General features: G+C 51.3%; 14 protein-coding genes and 1 tRNA gene. 12 read left to right on the top strand and 3 right to left on the bottom strand.

What is annotated here, in order from left to right:
* Positions 1 to 12: 12 nt before the first annotated feature.
* From cmk to BMX00_RS11705, 6 genes are all read left to right on the top strand, one after another.
* Positions 13 to 705 carry a (d)CMP kinase gene (gene cmk, locus BMX00_RS11735; protein WP_218141551.1) on the top strand — a complete coding sequence of 231 codons (693 nt, stop codon included), beginning with the start codon at positions 13 to 15 and terminating at the stop codon, positions 703 to 705.
* A gap of 323 nt (positions 706 to 1,028) precedes the next feature.
* The gene (rpsA, locus tag BMX00_RS11730) at positions 1,029 to 2,747 is read left to right on the top strand and encodes a 30S ribosomal protein S1 (protein WP_090829209.1); all 1,719 of its coding nucleotides are present in this window, start codon (positions 1,029 to 1,031) and stop codon (positions 2,745 to 2,747) included.
* Between the two features lie 9 nt (positions 2,748 to 2,756).
* A complete protein-coding gene (locus BMX00_RS11725; RefSeq protein ID WP_090829208.1) occupies positions 2,757 to 3,041 on the top strand; it encodes an integration host factor subunit beta in 285 nt (94 codons plus the stop codon).
* 171 nt (positions 3,042 to 3,212) lie between these two features.
* Entirely contained in the window at positions 3,213 to 3,464 is a 252-nt protein-coding gene (locus tag BMX00_RS11720; protein ID WP_342707157.1) for a LapA family protein, read from the top strand.
* Between the two features lie 94 nt (positions 3,465 to 3,558).
* The gene (gene pyrF / locus BMX00_RS11715; protein ID WP_090829206.1) at positions 3,559 to 4,293 is read left to right on the top strand and encodes an orotidine-5'-phosphate decarboxylase; all 735 of its coding nucleotides are present in this window, start codon (positions 3,559 to 3,561) and stop codon (positions 4,291 to 4,293) included.
* A 398-nt stretch (positions 4,294 to 4,691) separates the two neighbouring features.
* A complete protein-coding gene (locus BMX00_RS11705) occupies positions 4,692 to 5,279 on the top strand; it encodes a CBS domain-containing protein (RefSeq protein ID WP_090829204.1) in 588 nt (195 codons plus the stop codon).
* Positions 5,280 to 5,410: 131 nt separating this feature from the next.
* Here BMX00_RS11705 and BMX00_RS11700 read toward each other — a convergent pair whose 3' ends face one another.
* Positions 5,411 to 5,788: a dihydroneopterin aldolase gene (locus BMX00_RS11700; protein ID WP_090829263.1), complete on the bottom strand. Its 378-nt coding sequence runs from the start codon at positions 5,786 to 5,788 to the stop codon at positions 5,411 to 5,413.
* A 106-nt stretch (positions 5,789 to 5,894) separates the two neighbouring features.
* Between BMX00_RS11700 and plsY the strand changes: the two genes are divergently transcribed.
* On the top strand, positions 5,895 to 6,527 hold the full coding sequence (plsY, locus tag BMX00_RS11695; protein ID WP_090829203.1) for a glycerol-3-phosphate 1-O-acyltransferase PlsY: 633 nt from the start codon (positions 5,895 to 5,897) through the stop codon (positions 6,525 to 6,527).
* A gap of 218 nt (positions 6,528 to 6,745) precedes the next feature.
* Here the strand turns inward: plsY and tsaD are convergent, their stop codons facing one another.
* Entirely contained in the window at positions 6,746 to 7,798 is a 1,053-nt protein-coding gene (gene tsaD, locus BMX00_RS11690; protein ID WP_090829202.1) for a tRNA (adenosine(37)-N6)-threonylcarbamoyltransferase complex transferase subunit TsaD, read from the bottom strand.
* Between the two features lie 164 nt (positions 7,799 to 7,962).
* Here tsaD and rpsU point away from each other — a divergent pair, with 164 nt between their 5' ends.
* The 5 genes from rpsU (at position 7,963) to BMX00_RS11665 (ending at position 13,133) form a co-directional block, all read left to right on the top strand.
* The gene (gene rpsU / locus BMX00_RS11685; RefSeq protein ID WP_004179462.1) at positions 7,963 to 8,175 is read left to right on the top strand and encodes a 30S ribosomal protein S21; all 213 of its coding nucleotides are present in this window, start codon (positions 7,963 to 7,965) and stop codon (positions 8,173 to 8,175) included.
* A gap of 94 nt (positions 8,176 to 8,269) precedes the next feature.
* Entirely contained in the window at positions 8,270 to 8,716 is a 447-nt protein-coding gene (locus BMX00_RS11680) for a GatB/YqeY domain-containing protein (protein ID WP_090829201.1), read from the top strand.
* A gap of 185 nt (positions 8,717 to 8,901) precedes the next feature.
* The gene (gene dnaG / locus BMX00_RS11675) at positions 8,902 to 10,710 is read left to right on the top strand and encodes a DNA primase (RefSeq protein WP_090829200.1); all 1,809 of its coding nucleotides are present in this window, start codon (positions 8,902 to 8,904) and stop codon (positions 10,708 to 10,710) included.
* 294 nt (positions 10,711 to 11,004) lie between these two features.
* Entirely contained in the window at positions 11,005 to 13,020 is a 2,016-nt protein-coding gene (rpoD, locus tag BMX00_RS11670) for an RNA polymerase sigma factor RpoD (protein WP_425433900.1), read from the top strand.
* 36 nt (positions 13,021 to 13,056) lie between these two features.
* Positions 13,057 to 13,133: transfer RNA gene (locus BMX00_RS11665), tRNA-Ile, on the top strand.
* Between the two features lie 973 nt (positions 13,134 to 14,106).
* Here BMX00_RS11665 and BMX00_RS11660 read toward each other — a convergent pair.
* Entirely contained in the window at positions 14,107 to 15,186 is a 1,080-nt protein-coding gene (locus tag BMX00_RS11660; RefSeq protein WP_090829199.1) for an SIR2 family protein, read from the bottom strand.
* Positions 15,187 to 15,309 lie beyond the last annotated feature (123 nt).

The raw sequence follows: 15,309 nt of genomic DNA, 5'->3' as shown, positions 1-15,309 counted from the left end.
TAACTGTTTCTCATGAAAGGATTTATGCGTATCGACAATGTACCGGTTATTGCGATTGACGGTCCGTCGGCTTCCGGGAAGGGCACTGTTGCACAACGCGTCGCGGAAAAGCTGGGATTTCACTATCTCGACAGTGGAGCGCTTTACCGCTTGGTGGCGCTGGCGGCAATGCGATCCGGAGTCGATCTGAGCAATGAAAATACGCTGAGCGATGTTGCTGCCCAACTCGATGTTGTTTTTGAGGGTGCGGATATCCGTTTCCAGAGCGAAAACGTCACCAGTGCAATTCGTACCGAGGCGTGCAGTAACGCCGCGTCAAGGATTGCCGCGTACCCAAAGGTCAGGACGGCTCTTTTGGCCCGGCAGCGCGAGTTTCGTCAGATTCCCGGCCTGGTCGCGGACGGGCGCGATATGGGGTCGGTGGTATTTCCCGACGCCGTTCTCAAAATCTTTCTCACCGCCAGTGCTGAGACGCGGGCGCAACGGAGGCTTAAACAGTTGATGGAAAAAGGGATAGATGCTAATATTGCCACCCTCTTGCAGGATATACGGGATCGCGATGCGCGTGACAGCAATCGAACCGTAGCGCCCTTGCAACAGGGCACAGATACGAATCTACTGGACACAACTTCATTGAATATCGCAGAAGCGGTGGATAGCGTACTAAAGCAATACGCCGGTGTTTGTGCAAAAAAGCATCTCTAGAAATTCAAGTTCCAAGCCAGGCCCTTCATTCATTAACCCGTTGGCCTCAGCTCAGTCTACTCAGTCTGTTTGGGCTCGGCTGGCCTCGGAGGGCAGAGCGGCCAAGCTGCCGCGGCAAGAGCGGCTTAGCTCTTATGGCTACTTATGAATGGATGAGATTACGGCAATTGAAATTCCTTGATGCAAAAAGTAAGTGCTGACGAATTGCTGCCTTGCTGCCCCCTCTTGGCAAATATAAGGGGGCGTTCTGCCCAGGCAGTTTTATTAACCTTTAACCCCGTCAATTGTCTCGCCGACGGGATTCCAAATCAGGTATTTTTTACATGACCACAGCCATTGCTTCCGCTATAGATTCCTCTGAAAGTTTTGCAGCTCTATTCGAAGAAAGCCTTTCCCGACAGGAAATGCGGGTGGGTGAAGTCATCACCGCCCAGGTTGTCCGTGTCGATTACAACGTCGTGGTTGTAAATGCGGGCCTGAAATCGGAAAGTTTCATACCTGTCGAAGAATTCAAGAATGATAAAGGCGAAATCGAAGTCAAGCCCGGCGATTTTGTCAGTGTTGCCATCGAGGCGCTTGAAGATGGTTATGGTGAAACGCGCTTGTCACGCGACAAGGCCAAGCGTCTTACCGCCTGGCATGATCTCGAAGCAGCCATGGAAAGCGGCGCTATCGTATCCGGCCTGGTAACCGGCAAGGTCAAAGGTGGCCTTACTGCAATGATTAACGGTATTCGCGCATTTCTCCCCGGCTCGCTCGTGGATATTCGCCCGGTCAAGGATACGACCCCTTACGAAAACAAGGAGATGGAATTCAAGGTTATCAAGCTGGATCGCAAGCGCAATAACGTCGTGGTATCGCGCCGTGCGGTTCTGGAAGAGACCCAAGGCGCGGATCGCCAGACATTGCTTGAAAACCTGACCGAAGGCGCTGTGGTCAAGGGCATTGTCAAGAATATCACCGATTACGGCGCATTCGTTGACCTGGGCGGTATAGATGGCCTGTTGCACATCACCGATCTCGCATGGAGGCGGGTGAAACATCCTTCCGAAGTCATCAGTGTCGGGGACGAAGTGACCGCCAAAGTGCTTAAATTCGATCAGGAGAAGAATCGGGTATCGCTGGGAATGAAGCAGTTGACCGAAGATCCGTGGGTCGGGCTCTCACGGCGTTATCCACCCCACACCCGTCTGTTCGGCAAAGTCAGTAATCTTACCGATTATGGCGCATTCGTGGAGATTGAGCAGGGTATTGAAGGGCTGGTGCATGTGTCTGAAATGGATTGGACCAACAAGAACGTGTATCCCTCCAAGATTGTGCAACTGGGCGATGAAGTCGAAGTAATGATCCTGGAAATCGATGAGGAGCGCCGGCGTATTTCTCTCGGCATGAAGCAGTGCAAAGTAAATCCCTGGGAAGACTTTGCAATGAACCATCAGAAAGGCGACAAGGTCCGCGGCCAGATCAAATCCATTACCGACTTCGGTGTTTTTATCGGATTGCAGGGCGGCATAGATGGGTTGGTGCATTTGTCTGATCTTTCCTGGAGCCAACCGGGTGAAGAAGCCGTACGCAATTACAAGAAAGGCGATGAAGTTGAGGCAGTTGTATTGTCCATCGATGTCGAGCGTGAGCGAATATCGCTCGGAATCAAGCAACTGGAAGGTGATCCGTTCAACAGCTTTGTCTCCGTAAACGATAAGAACAGTATTGTCAAAGGCACAGTCAAGTCCATTGATGCCAAGGGCGCTGTCATTGCATTGGAGAATGATGTCGAAGGGTATCTGCGCGCGTCTGAAGTGTCCAGGGATAGGGTTGAAGATATTCGCACGCACTTAAAAGAAGGCGATACGGTTGAGGCAATGATCATTAATATCGATCGCAAGAACCGGACGATCAATCTTTCGATAAAGGCCAAGGATTTAGCGGAAGAATCGGATGCCATTCAGAAAGTTGCGGTCGACAGTTCCGCTAACGCCGGGACCACCAGCCTGGGCGCGTTACTTAAAGCCAAGATGGACGTAAAAAATACTGAGCCATAAAGGGTAGCCATGACAAAGTCTGAACTGATCGCGAGGCTTGCAGCTCGCTATCCGCAGTTGGTAGCAAAGGATGCTGAGCTCGCGGTCAAGGTAATACTTGACGCCATGGCCAAGAGTTTGTCACAGGGTCAACGTATCGAAATTCGGGGATTTGGCAGCTTCGATCTGAACTATCGCCCTCCGCGCGTCGGACGAAATCCGAAGTCGGGGGAAAAGGTGCGGGTGCCGGAGAAGTATGTGCCGCATTTCAAGGCGGGTAAAGAAATGCGAGAGCGCGTCGACCAGAAAGACTGAAGATTGGCAACATGGGATATAAAATGGCGGCAGATCGAAAGATCATGCCGCCTTTTTATGGGTTTTCCGGGTAATGTCCGCGCGAATCCGGTCTATTGCGAAATACGCGAGATTGTTATCCGCTTGTTACTCCCTTCTGCTATGTCAACGGGCAGTCGGCTTCCGGGATAAATGATGCGTTACCCCATCTGGTTCCTACGTATCGTGGTGTTTTTGCTGCTGTTCGGTTTTACCGTGAGGAATACCGAAACGGTAACCCTGCGCTATTATTTTGGCTATGAATGGCAGGCGCCGCTTGTATTGATAATATTGCTTTTTTTTGCGCTTGGCATAGCGATTGGGGCCGCCTCCTGCCTTGGCAAATTGTTCAGGCAGAGGCGTGAAATCGCCAGCTACAGAAAAAAATATCATATAGATGATTAATATTTAATATGAGTAGTCTCATGGCGCATTGGTCAGCTTTTAGTCAGAGATTATTGAAGGAATGAGAGATTATTGGAGGAACAGCACTCATCTTATGAGCGATCCGCGCATTATCGTCGCCCTGGATTTTCCCGACGCGGAAGAGGCAATATCCTTTACAGCGAAGCTTGATCCAACCGAATGCAGAGTCAAAGTGGGAAAGGAGCTTTTTACCGCTGCCGGACCGCGGCTGGTAGAAAAAATAATAGGTAGGGGTTTCGACGTTTTCCTCGACTTGAAATTTCACGATATCCCCAGCACGGTGGCTAATGCATGCAAGGCTGCGGCTAGGCTCGGCGTATGGATGATGAACGTCCATGCGTTGGGTGGCAGGAAGATGCTCCACGCAGCCCGGGAGGCTGTACCAACAGGATCCGCTAAACTTATCGCCGTAACCCTGCTCACCAGCATGGAACACAGCGATTTGGACGATGTAGGACTGAAGGGCGAGCCGCAAGATGTGGTGCGACGACTCGCCATGCTTGCCCAGGATTGTGGCCTGGATGGTGTGGTGAGTTCCGCGCTGGAAGCCGCGGAACTCAGGAAAGCCATGGGTGAGCGTTTTTGCCTTGTCACGCCAGGAATACGTCCGGCTGGCGCTTCATTGGATGAGCAGAAGCGGGTGACCACCCCGCGTCAGGCGATTATAAACGGGTCGAATTATCTCGTAATCGGAAGGCCGATTACGCAGGCAAGCGATCCGGCATCGCTATTGCGACGGCTGAATCAAGAAATCGCAGGAGTGGAAATCACCCCCCTCCCGGATCGAACTCGGAATGATCATGCTTGATACCTTATCTTTGGCTGGGGTCGAGGTCGGTGCCAGCTCCCGGATCGTAGAGTCACGTTCACTCATCCGGACTCTGGAACTCCTAATCTTTCATCTCCATACGTATCAACTCTGTATATACCAACCCGTACTTATCAACTCTTCTCTCTCAGCGCCTTAACCTGCCCACTCAGTTAAGACACCTTTAGCGCATTCGCTATCTCATCCGGTATCTCATCCGACAAAACTGTTGGCAGTTCATCGGGCAACCCGGTGCTGCAGAATTTAGCCCCCTCGAATCTTGCGGAGCCCCCTACTTGGGCGTAGAGTAAACAAGGTGGCCGAAGGGGGCCGGGGTATTCTAGGAGTGTTCCAGGTAGTATCAAGTATCCCATCCACAAACGCTGGAGGATAATGCCATGCCCGACTATCATGTTCTTCCTGCACAGCGCCTGACGGGCGCCGTTCGGGTAGTTTGTCCCGCTGCGCCTGCATCTGTAACCCTCACATCACCTGCACTTGAAGTCATGACCGATTTACGGCATATCCATGCGGGCGTAACCGAACCTCATACCACAATGGAATCCGCTAATGCATATATGATGCAGCGCGGTATACGCTCGTTGCTTGTGTTGGATCAAGACGAGATCCTCTGCGGTATTCTCACCGCAACCGATATTCTCGGCGAGAAACCGCTCCGTTTCATCCAGCAGCGCCAGATAAAGCACAATGAGATCCTGGTCTCGGATATCATGACCCCGCTTGATCGGCTGGAAGCTATTCCCATGAAAGAAGTTCAGAACGCCAAGGTGGGCAACGTTATCGCCAGTCTGCGTGATAGCGGGCGCCAGCATACCCTGGTGGTAGAGAATGACGCTGATGGCAAACCGGTAGTGTGCGGGATTTTTTCCTTGACACAAATCGAGAAGCAGCTCGGAGCCGCCATTCCGCCCACCGAGGTTGCGAAAACTTTTGTTGAAATTGAGGAAACGTTAATTGCCGGTTAATCACCGGTTAATTTGCGGGTGCAATCCCAAGCCCGAATCATGCTACCTGAGCCAACAGCTCAGGTAGCATGGAAAACTTGCACGGGCTCATTCAAACACTCTCCATGCTGCCCACCCACCTGGACCAGATCTTAGTCCATCATCTTTGGCGCCGTATCCTCGCGCCGGCGTTCAATGCATACACCCAGTCTTTTTACGCCGCGTATCGCGCTGAGTTTGGCCACGCTAATCTTGGTCCACGGTGATTTGAATTCCATCAGGATTATTTGAGCGATGTGCTCGGCCAGAGCTTCCAGCAGAGAAAAATGCCTTTGCGAAAGCGTTTCATTGATGCGCTGGACAACAAGCGCATAATCCAGCGCATCCTCGAAGTTATCCGTCAGGCAGGCGCGGCTTGTCGGCAGTGCGATTTCCAGGTCGAGCTGTATCGTTTGCGCAGCGCTGCGTTCCCAGGGATAGATTCCAATCAAGGTTTTGACCTTGAGTTCATGCAAGAAAATAATGTCCATCACGGCAATTCTGGATAAGCCCACATGCGCATCCGCTGGCATATATAAGCTGTTTTTCACGTAGAATCAGCGATTTTATTCTATTTGCGGGAATGGCGCTAATTAGATGACGCTGACGGTGTCAATCCTTCTGGCATATTTGCTCGGGTCTGTTTCCTTTGGCGTCCTGGCAAGCTGGATCTTTAAGCTGCCCGATCCACGTACCTATGGCTCGAAGAACCCTGGGGCTACCAACGTACTGCGTAGTGGAAAAAAAGCAGCGGCCGTGTTTACGCTGCTGGGGGATGCCGGTAAAGGCTGGCTGTCCGTAGCGCTGGCGCAACACTTCGCGCCTGTCCTTGGATTTGGCCCGGCGGCGATCGCGGCAGTAGCGCTGGCGGTTTTTTTAGGTCATCTATTTCCAATATTTTTACGCTTTCAAGGAGGGAAAGGTGTTGCGACCGCATTGGGCATATTGCTGGGTTTCAATCCATGGATGGGGCTGTTGGCGGTTACAATCTGGATTACCGTTGCGGCGATCTGGCGCATTTCGTCGTTATCTGCCTTAGCGGCCGCTGCATTAGCCCCTATTTATGCGGTATTTTTTCTTGGCTTGGATGCACGGACACTCGCAGTTCTTATGATGTCCTTATTGCTCATCTGGCGGCACAAGTCCAATATTACGAACTTGATCGCAGGCACCGAGGGCCGTATCGGCAAGGGGGAACGCCTTAAGCGCCCCTCTAAGCGCCCCGAGTGATCGAGGTACCCCTGGCGCTCGTAATCAGCTCCAGGGAACCTCTGCACAAGTCAGCGCGGTCGGACACCCGTGCCCGCCCCGGGCTTCGCGGAACCCCCAGGCGAAGCTTTGGAGTCCCACCGCATTGCAATCTTGGCAGTAGACCGAGTTATGATCTGCGTGCGCCTTGTGATCCTAATTTTGCCAGCAAGCGACCGCGGGGGAGTTCTTCAGAGGCCCTAGGTGCACAATCCCTGCATTTCAAGATCCCACCTGGCGTTTATCGTAAATACATCGGTTCTTTTATCCTGGTCCGAGGTCTCTTGCATCCGCATGGCCCCTGCAAATGCAATCATTGCACCGTTATCCGTGCAAAATTCGAATTCGGGGAAAAAAACGGTCGCGCCTATTTGCTCGGCTTTGCGGCACAGGGTATTGCGCAGTTGGCGGTTGGCTCCCACGCCGCCCGCCACGACCAGTTGGGTAAGTCCTGTCTTTGCAAGGGCTGCCAGCGACTTTTCCGCCAGGACGTCTACCACGGCCTCCTGAAATGCAAAGGCCATCGCGCCTCGGGTGTCAGGGGTCATCTCATGTTTATGCATCAGCGTCAGAACGGCGGTTTTTAACCCGCTGAAGCTGAAATTGAGATCGCCGCTATGGAGCATGGGACGAGGAAGCTCAAAATATTTAGAATGACCCGAGTGGACAAATTCATCGGCAAGTTTAGAGAGCGCCGGTCCTCCAGGATAACCCAGCCCCAGCAGTTTTGCGGTTTTGTCGAAGGCTTCCCCCGCTGCATCATCGACTGTTTCTCCCAATAGCGTATATAGCCCGAGACCATTCACTTCCATCAACTGGGTGTGCCCGCCCGAGACCAGTAGCGCCACGAACGGAAAAGCGGGTGCGGGCTTGGAAAGCAACGGGGAAAGGAGGTGGCCCTCGAGGTGATGAATGCCCAGCACAGGGATATTCAACGCAAAGCCAAGCGCGGCGGAGATGCTCGCGCCCACCAGCAATGCGCCTGCCAATCCTGGGCCTTGGGTATAAGCGATGGCATCGAGATCTGCCAGGTCGACCCCAGCGGCGCTTAGTATTTGCCTGATCAGCGGCAGTACCCGCCGTATGTGATCACGAGAGGCGAGCTCCGGTACTACGCCACCGTATTCACTGTGCATTTCGCTTTGTGAATAGAGTGCATGGCTCAGCAGGCCCCGGTGCGTGTCGTAAAGTGCGACCCCGGTTTCATCGCACGAAGTTTCAATGCCAAGAACAAGTAATGGATGCGAGAACAAGAAAAGGCAACTCTTTTAAATAGTATTGGGGACTTGCTATAGTATAATAGTAAGCTTTTTATAACGCGCATCATTCAGACGGCAATACAAACAGCAACACTACTACAACGGCAATGCTGCTTGTCTGCCATTCATTTTATTTTTAAGAAAGGAACCGTATCTTCATGACAACTATTAAAGTTAAGGAAAACGAGCCATTTGAAGTCGCCATGCGCCGCTTTAAGCGAACCATAGAAAAAACCGGCCTGCTCACCGAATTGCGCGCCCGGGAATTTTATGAAAAACCTACTGCTGAACGCAAGCGCAAGCTGGCCGCAGCCGTCAAACGCACGTACAAACGCCTGCGCAGTCAATTGCTTCCACCGAAACTTTATTAGTCAAAGTCAGTCGAAAAGCCTACGTAAATAATCCCTGAGCTCTACCAAATATTCCTGAGCTCTACGTAAAATTCCTGTTTGGGCCGGCTACAATTTGAATCTGAAACAGCAAATTACCGACGATATGAAGGCTGCGATGCGCGCAGGCGATACCAAGCGGCGCGACGCCATCCGTTTATTGCAAGCGGCGATCAAGCAGCGAGAGGTGGATGAACGCATAACGCTGGATGATGCCGCGGTAGTGGCTGTGATAGAAAAAATGCTGAAGCAGCGGCGGGATTCCATTGCCCAATACGAGTCGGCCAATCGTCACGATCTGGCCGATGCGGAAAAATATGAAGTGAGCGTATTGCAGGCTTACATGCCTCAGGCATTAAGCGATGCCGAAGTGGAAGATGCTGTAAGCGAAGCAATCAACGCGGCCGGAGCCAAAGAACAACAAGATATCGGGCGCGTAATGGCTATACTCAAGCCCAGGCTTTCCGGCCGTGCCGATATGAGCAAAGTGTCCGCCCTGGTCAAAGCGAAACTTTCTGTCTGATTCGATCTCTGCCATTACGGAATAATTTGGAATTGGTTGCGCTCAATTGTTAATTTATCGCGGCACCGTGTAGAAGCATTTGTTTCAGTATCTGCAGTATCTTTGTATCTGCAGTATCTTTTTTTACCTGGTTTGATTTTTCCTGATTGAGGCCTCCATAGTTGGGATTGGGTTTTTCATCGTAAATGATTTCACAATCATTCATTCAGGACTTACTCGACCGCGTAGATATTGTTGATGTCATCGAGCGTGAGGTGCCGCTCAAGAAGGCCGGCACAAACTATTCCGCCTGTTGCCCCTTCCATAGTGAAAAGACGCCCTCGTTCACGGTAAGCCCTACCAAGCAGTTTTATCACTGTTTTGGTTGTAGTGCGCACGGCAACGCCATTGGTTTTCTGATGGAATACAGCGGCATGAGTTTTGTCGAGGCGGTGAATGATCTTGCGGCGCGTGTAGGAATGCAGGTTCCCGCGCAACAATCTGAACCCCGATCTGGAGCAACAGGAGCCGAATCTCAATCTGCCGAGTCTCAATCGGTCTTGGCGCAAAACCAATCCCAGGATGGCAAAAATTCCTTGCAGGATCTGGTTGGGGTAATGGATGCGGCCGGCCGATTTTACCGGCAGCAGCTCAGGTCTTCAAAAGTCGCCATTGCTTATTTGAAGAAGCGCGGGTTGACGGGCAAAACCGCTGCCCGTTTTGGTATTGGCTATGCGCCGACTGGCTGGCAAAACCTGGATGCCGCATTTTCCGATCCTGAAACGCAGACGCGGACAACTCTGCTGGTAAACGCCGGACTGTTAATCCGGAATGATGACGGCAAATGTTACAGCCGATTCCGCGATCGCATCATGTTTCCCATCCTGAACCTTAAAGGAATGCTGGTGGGGTTCGGTGGCAGGGTGCTGGAACAGGGAGAACCTAAGTATCTCAATTCTCCCGAGACGCCTTTGTTTCAGAAGGGCCGTGAACTCTACAACCTGTTCGATGCTCGCAGGGCCATTCGCCAGGCAGGGCGCGTCATTGTGGTGGAAGGATATATGGACGTGGTGGCGCTCGCCCAGCATGGCGTTGAATATGTGGTCGCCACGCTGGGTACAGCCGTTACGCCCTTCCATGTGCAAAAACTGTTGCGCCAGACCGATGATGTGGTGTTTTGTTTCGACGGCGATAACGCAGGCAGGAAGGCGGCGTGGCGCGCATTGGAAGACAGCCTTGGACAGCTTGTCGATGGCAAGAATGTCAGTTTTCTTTTTTTACCCGAGGGCGAGGATCCGGACAGTTATATTCGTAATTTCGGGAAAGAAGCCTTTGAACAACTATCCAGACAATCCCTGCCGTTATCTATTTTTTTATTCAGGGAACTGTCGGCACGCGTCGATCTCAAAACCAGCGAAGGTCGCGCCAAGCTGGTGCAGGACGCAAAACCACTGCTGTCAAGAGTTGCAGCGCCGGGACTGGCACTGATGCTGTTAAAGCAATTAGCGGAGATCAGTGGTTTCACTCAAAGAGAATTGGAGGATTTACTAAAGATCAGGCGAGTGTCATCGGAACGGGCTCGTGAACGAGCGCCACGGCCAAAACCTGCCTCACCTTACCGCTGGCTGATGCAAATATTGTTGCACGACCCGAATCACATCCGCAAGCTGGAGAGAGAACTGCTCATACAGGATCGTGAATATGGCGATGAAATAGCAGCGCTGACGGCACTGGTTGAATTTATCGACGCTCACCCCCACATTAAAGAAAACACCGCAATACCATCGGCTATCGCTTATTTTCACGAAAGCCCCCATGGCATATTGCTGCAAAAGGCTGAGAGCGAAACGCTGACATGGGATAGCGATATCGACCTGGAAGCGGAGTTTTCCGGAGCAATGGCACGATTGCGGGACATGAAACGAAAACAGCGCATGACCAACTTGCAAAACAAATCCTTGAGCGCACTTACTCCCGAGGAAAAACAGGAACTCCAGCGACTGGCGGTCTCCTGAATGCGGAGAAGCCAGTTTAGCTTTAGCATAAGCTAATCTTGATATAATAGGAAAATTTGACGTTTCAACACTACCATATTATTGGAAAAGGACATGGTAAAACCAAAAGCGCAAGTCAAACCGGCGGTAAAAGCAAAACCCAAGGCTGGGATTTCGCCTGACACGGGTGCCGAACGCTCAACCGATAAGATCGGCACGGTACTGGGAAATGATGCCGGAAAACCATCGAGAGGATCGGCGAAAGCGGAACAGGTAAAAGCACCGGAGACGGAAACACTGGTAAATAAAATTACAGTGGTTGCGAAGTCATCGGGTAAAACCACGGCCGGCGTGACCGAGATTGCGAGGGCGGTTATGGAGGCGAAGGAACCCAATCCGTTGTCGGCAAAAATAGCTCGAGTCAAGGCGGTAAAGGAAGGTAAGCCTGTTCCGCCGAAGGATGTAGACAAATCATCGCCCGGACAACAGGACATCGAGGCGCGGCGCATGCGCCTCAAGAATCTGATCGTACAGGGCAAGGAGCGCGGCTATCTGACTTACGCCGAGATCAATGACCACCTTCCCGACGATATGCTGGATGCCGAGCAGATCGAGAACATCATCAGCATGATCAATGACGTTGGCATCTCGGTTTATGATGAGGCGCCCGATGCCGAAACGTTGCTCATGTCGGAAACCGCGCCTACGGTGGCGGACGAGGATGTGGTGGAAGAAGCGGAAGCTGCGCTTTCTACCGTGGATTCGGAATTTGGCCGGACCACCGATCCCGTACGCATGTATATGCGCGAAATGGGTTCGGTTGAATTGCTCACGCGCGAGAGTGAAATCGAGATCGCGAAGCGTATCGAGGATGGGCTGAAGCATATGATTCAGGCGATATCCGCCTGCCCGACCACCATCGCCGGAATTCTCGACCTTGCGAATAAAGTCTCGAAGGATGAGATGCGCATTGATGAGCTGATCGACGGGTTGCTGGACCCTGATGTCGAGGAAATGGTCAGCGAAGATATCTCGGACGAATCGCTGGAGCAGGAACTGAGCGCGGAAAATGGGGAAGACGAAGACACTACCGCAATAGCAAATGCCAATTTACTCAAGTTGAAAAATGATGCTCTGGATCGGTTCGCGGTGATTCACGAGGCCTATGCCGAGATGCAGAAAGCGCTTGAAAAAAGAGGCCCCTCAAACAAGGCATACAAAGACATACAGGAAAAAATTTCGGCTGAACTGATGGCCATCCGTTTTTCCGCCAAAATGGTTGAAAAGCTGTGCGATACCCAACGCGGACTGGTGGATGAAATGCGCGGGTATGAGCGCAGGATCATGGAGCTGTGTGTAACCAAGGCGGGAATGCCGCGCAATCACTTCATCAAGGTTTTTCCAGGCAACGAAAGCAATGTGGATTGGGTCGGACAGGAAGTCGCACTTGCCAAACCTTATAGTCAAGCCCTGGAACGTTATCTTCCGGCTATCCTGGAGCAGCAGCAAAACTTGCTGACGTTGCAGAAGCAGGTTGGTATTCCATTGAAAGACCTCAAGGAAATCAATCGCCGTATGTCCACAGGCGAGGCCAAGGCGCGTCGGGCCAAACGTGAAATGACCGAAGCCAATTTGCGGCTGGTGATTTCAATCGCCAAAAAATACACCAACCGCGGATTGCAGTTCCTCGATCTTATCCAGGAAGGCAATATTGGGCTCATGAAGGCGGTGGATAAATTCGAATACCGGCGCGGGTACAAATTTTCAACCTACGCAACCTGGTGGATTCGCCAGGCGATCACCCGTTCCATTGCCGATCAGGCACGCACCATTCGCATTCCGGTCCATATGATCGAGACCATCAACAAGATGAACCGGATTTCGCGCCAGATTTTGCAGGAAACAGGCCAGGAGCCCGAGCCGGCATTGCTGGCGCAGAAAATGGAAATGCCGGAAGAGAAAATCCGCAAAATCCTCAAGATTTCCAAGGAACCCATTTCCATGGAAACACCCATAGGGGATGATGAAGATTCCCACCTGGGCGATTTTATCGAGGATTCGGCTACCATGGCACCGGCGGACGCTGCGGTTTATGCCAGTCTCCGGGATGTGACGAAGGATATACTGGACTCTCTGACGCCACGTGAGGCGAAAGTGCTACGTATGCGTTTCGGCATCGAAATGAATACCGACCACACGCTGGAAGAAGTCGGCAAACAATTCGACGTGACCCGCGAGCGCATCCGTCAGATCGAAGCCAAGGCGTTGCGCAAGCTGCGCCATCCGTCGCGATCCGAGCGGTTGCGCAGTTTCCTGGATACCGAAGGCTGACCGGCCTCTGCAACTGTTATACTTCAGTTATTGCCGGGGTCTGTAGCTCAGTCGGTTAGAGCAGGGGACTCATAATCCCTTGGTCGTTGGTTCGAGTCCAACCAGACCCACCATGAAAACAAGGAGTTATAGGAAAATTCTTGTAGCTCCTTTTTGTTTCCCTAGCGAATGTAACTGGTGTGTAACCGGCTCAGTTGAAATAAGTGTATGAAACCTAAACATACGTGGCGGTGAAACAGGCTCAACTGCAGCGATTATGATGTACTTCCCATGCTCGTCTTACACAATCGTCAAAGGCAGCTTCAAAGTTACCACGTAACACATCTCGCACTGTTGCTTCTTGGTACCGTCATCCTCCATCCGCTGTATGCATTAAAATATTGCACAGCTGATCCACAGCAAGGATTGACAGCAAGAGCAGCGGGGCAAAATCTCCAACCTCTACCTTGATACCTGCGCGACACCCTTTCCCTTCTTAACGTAATCGGTTTCCAGTAAATACGGCCATCATTAGGATGGCAAGGAAGGGGCCGTTTGGCCGGAAACGTGAGAATGTTGCGCATTTCGTTTGCTAGCGACGCAACAACGCAACAAGCGTTTCCAATGAATATCACCAGAGCTGAAACCTTTTTCAATAATGGCTCTCGCTTATCGTTAAGCAAAAAAATACCGCGCAACAACCACCGGTTTTATTCATGCATTAGTTGCGCGTGATTCGTGGTGTGGAGGAACGATTTAAACACCTTAGAATCGATTTGAACCAGATGATAACTACCTTTCTTCGTATTACCGAGATGAAAAGGAATCAGTTATGGAGCGGCTGAGTCGGGCGGAAGCAAGTACGGATTCCACCCTCTCCGCCACTTCCTTTTGCTGCGCCATACTTGCCCGCTCATTCGCGCAAAGGAATGTTAAGAGGGTGTTCAGGTCTTTTTTGTTTCAACTATTGGCAGGTTGCTCGAACTCGGCGTTACTCCAATGCCCCCTTCCATGGCTCAAATCTCCTCGCTCAGATTAACAGTGTTCACCCAACGCACTTTTCAATTGTGCTTGTGACGAGAAGCCAAGAGATTATTGCACGGACATTTACGCCGTAACTTGCTCTCCCTTCACGAATAAATCGTAATATTTATATGCCTCAACCTTGATTCCGCCCGGTAATAAACTGCTCCAGGGCAAAAATCGGCCGATAAACTTCTTGCGAAGGACATCAGCCTGATTTCTGTTGTTGAAGCCTGCAACCTCCGGGTTTATGATAATAAGTTTGCGACACCGTGCTTCCGGTGACCAAACGTGACCCATGAGCCAACGGCTCCAATGATCCGTAACAGGAAGGCTATAACCCCACACAATTACTTCTTCGGCCTGTTGTATCAACTTGCTGGCCAGCATCCAAGCACGGCGAATGTGATGGAATTGCCGAATCGGCTTGTTCTGCACCGGGGGCACGATGAAGGGAGCAACCTTTTCATAACAATCTTGACAATGATGAGCGCCCGTGCAATCTGCTACCCTAAAGGGCAGTAGATAATTTCGGCATTGGTCGTTCTTGCAAACCACTACGTCAATTGAGCCATGGAGCTTCAGGTATGCTGGTTTAGCGACAAACGTTTTCTGTGGAGGTGGGCGATCTTCACTGTAAAAGCTATTCACCGATGTTTCTGCAGTGCATATGCGCAAGAATTCCCAGTGAAGACCAGGAGTTTTTTTGATTGAAGTCCCCGGGGCGAAATAGTCAGGTAGCGCCTCATCAAGCAGTGTGTCCCAGTTAAACGATATCACGCTTGTTTGTTCCTTCAGTATGTCCCTAACGAAATTAGAGTAATTGCCCCCTGTCTTCACCTCCTTCGAACAGGTAACAATAGTTTTCCTAATTAGCTCTGTTAAATGACCAACCCGCTTATCGTTTGAATCCATTTCTGCTTCAAGACTAGCTAGAGTAAAAAGGTCTTCGATATTTAGTTTGTCCAACGCCCTTAGCGAGCCAAGATCCGACATTGATAAGGGAAGCAAAGACGTTAAAGCGTCCTGAAGCTGCCGTGACTGAAGCTCATTATTAAGTTCAGGATGACGGCGAATACAACCGAAGAAATTTGCTGCTCCCGGCAGTTTTGAATGGGACGCGTCAATCGATGCCCCCGCCCCAATAATTATTACTCTGGACATTGGTCTCTTTTTTATATGCTTCAGTAACTGACGTCATCCCCAAAAACCTGGGCAATTCTAAATTAGAGTAAAGTCGCATCTGGCTCCCCTATTGAAGGAGTTTGAAGCGATGAAGAGATCCCG

Origin of the sequence: Nitrosovibrio tenuis (assembly GCF_900109785.1) — a bacterium.
In the GTDB taxonomy this organism is placed as follows: domain Bacteria; phylum Pseudomonadota; class Gammaproteobacteria; order Burkholderiales; family Nitrosomonadaceae; genus Nitrosospira; species Nitrosospira tenuis_A.
The sequence above is the reverse complement of the archived record's forward strand: the minus strand, read 5'-3'. Positions and strand labels throughout refer to the sequence as shown.

What these genes read in the sequence shown, in the direction of transcription:
- dnaG (WP_090829200.1), top strand. Translation starts at nt 8,902, where the DNA reads ATGATTTCACAATCATTCATTCAGGACTTACTCGACCGCGTAGATATT.
- BMX00_RS11705 (WP_090829204.1), top strand. Translation starts at nt 4,692, where the DNA reads ATGCCCGACTATCATGTTCTTCCTGCACAGCGCCTGACGGGCGCCGTT.
- BMX00_RS11725 (WP_090829208.1), top strand. Translation starts at nt 2,757, where the DNA reads ATGACAAAGTCTGAACTGATCGCGAGGCTTGCAGCTCGCTATCCGCAG.
- cmk (WP_218141551.1), top strand. Translation starts at nt 13, where the DNA reads ATGAAAGGATTTATGCGTATCGACAATGTACCGGTTATTGCGATTGAC.
- rpsA (WP_090829209.1), top strand. Translation starts at nt 1,029, where the DNA reads ATGACCACAGCCATTGCTTCCGCTATAGATTCCTCTGAAAGTTTTGCA.
- plsY (WP_090829203.1), top strand. Translation starts at nt 5,895, where the DNA reads ATGACGCTGACGGTGTCAATCCTTCTGGCATATTTGCTCGGGTCTGTT.
- pyrF (WP_090829206.1), top strand. Translation starts at nt 3,559, where the DNA reads ATGAGCGATCCGCGCATTATCGTCGCCCTGGATTTTCCCGACGCGGAA.
- BMX00_RS11700 (WP_090829263.1), bottom strand. Translation starts at nt 5,788, where the DNA reads ATGGACATTATTTTCTTGCATGAACTCAAGGTCAAAACCTTGATTGGA.
- BMX00_RS11720 (WP_342707157.1), top strand. Translation starts at nt 3,213, where the DNA reads ATGATGCGTTACCCCATCTGGTTCCTACGTATCGTGGTGTTTTTGCTG.
- BMX00_RS11660 (WP_090829199.1), bottom strand. Translation starts at nt 15,186, where the DNA reads ATGTCCAGAGTAATAATTATTGGGGCGGGGGCATCGATTGACGCGTCC.
- rpsU (WP_004179462.1), top strand. Translation starts at nt 7,963, where the DNA reads ATGACAACTATTAAAGTTAAGGAAAACGAGCCATTTGAAGTCGCCATG.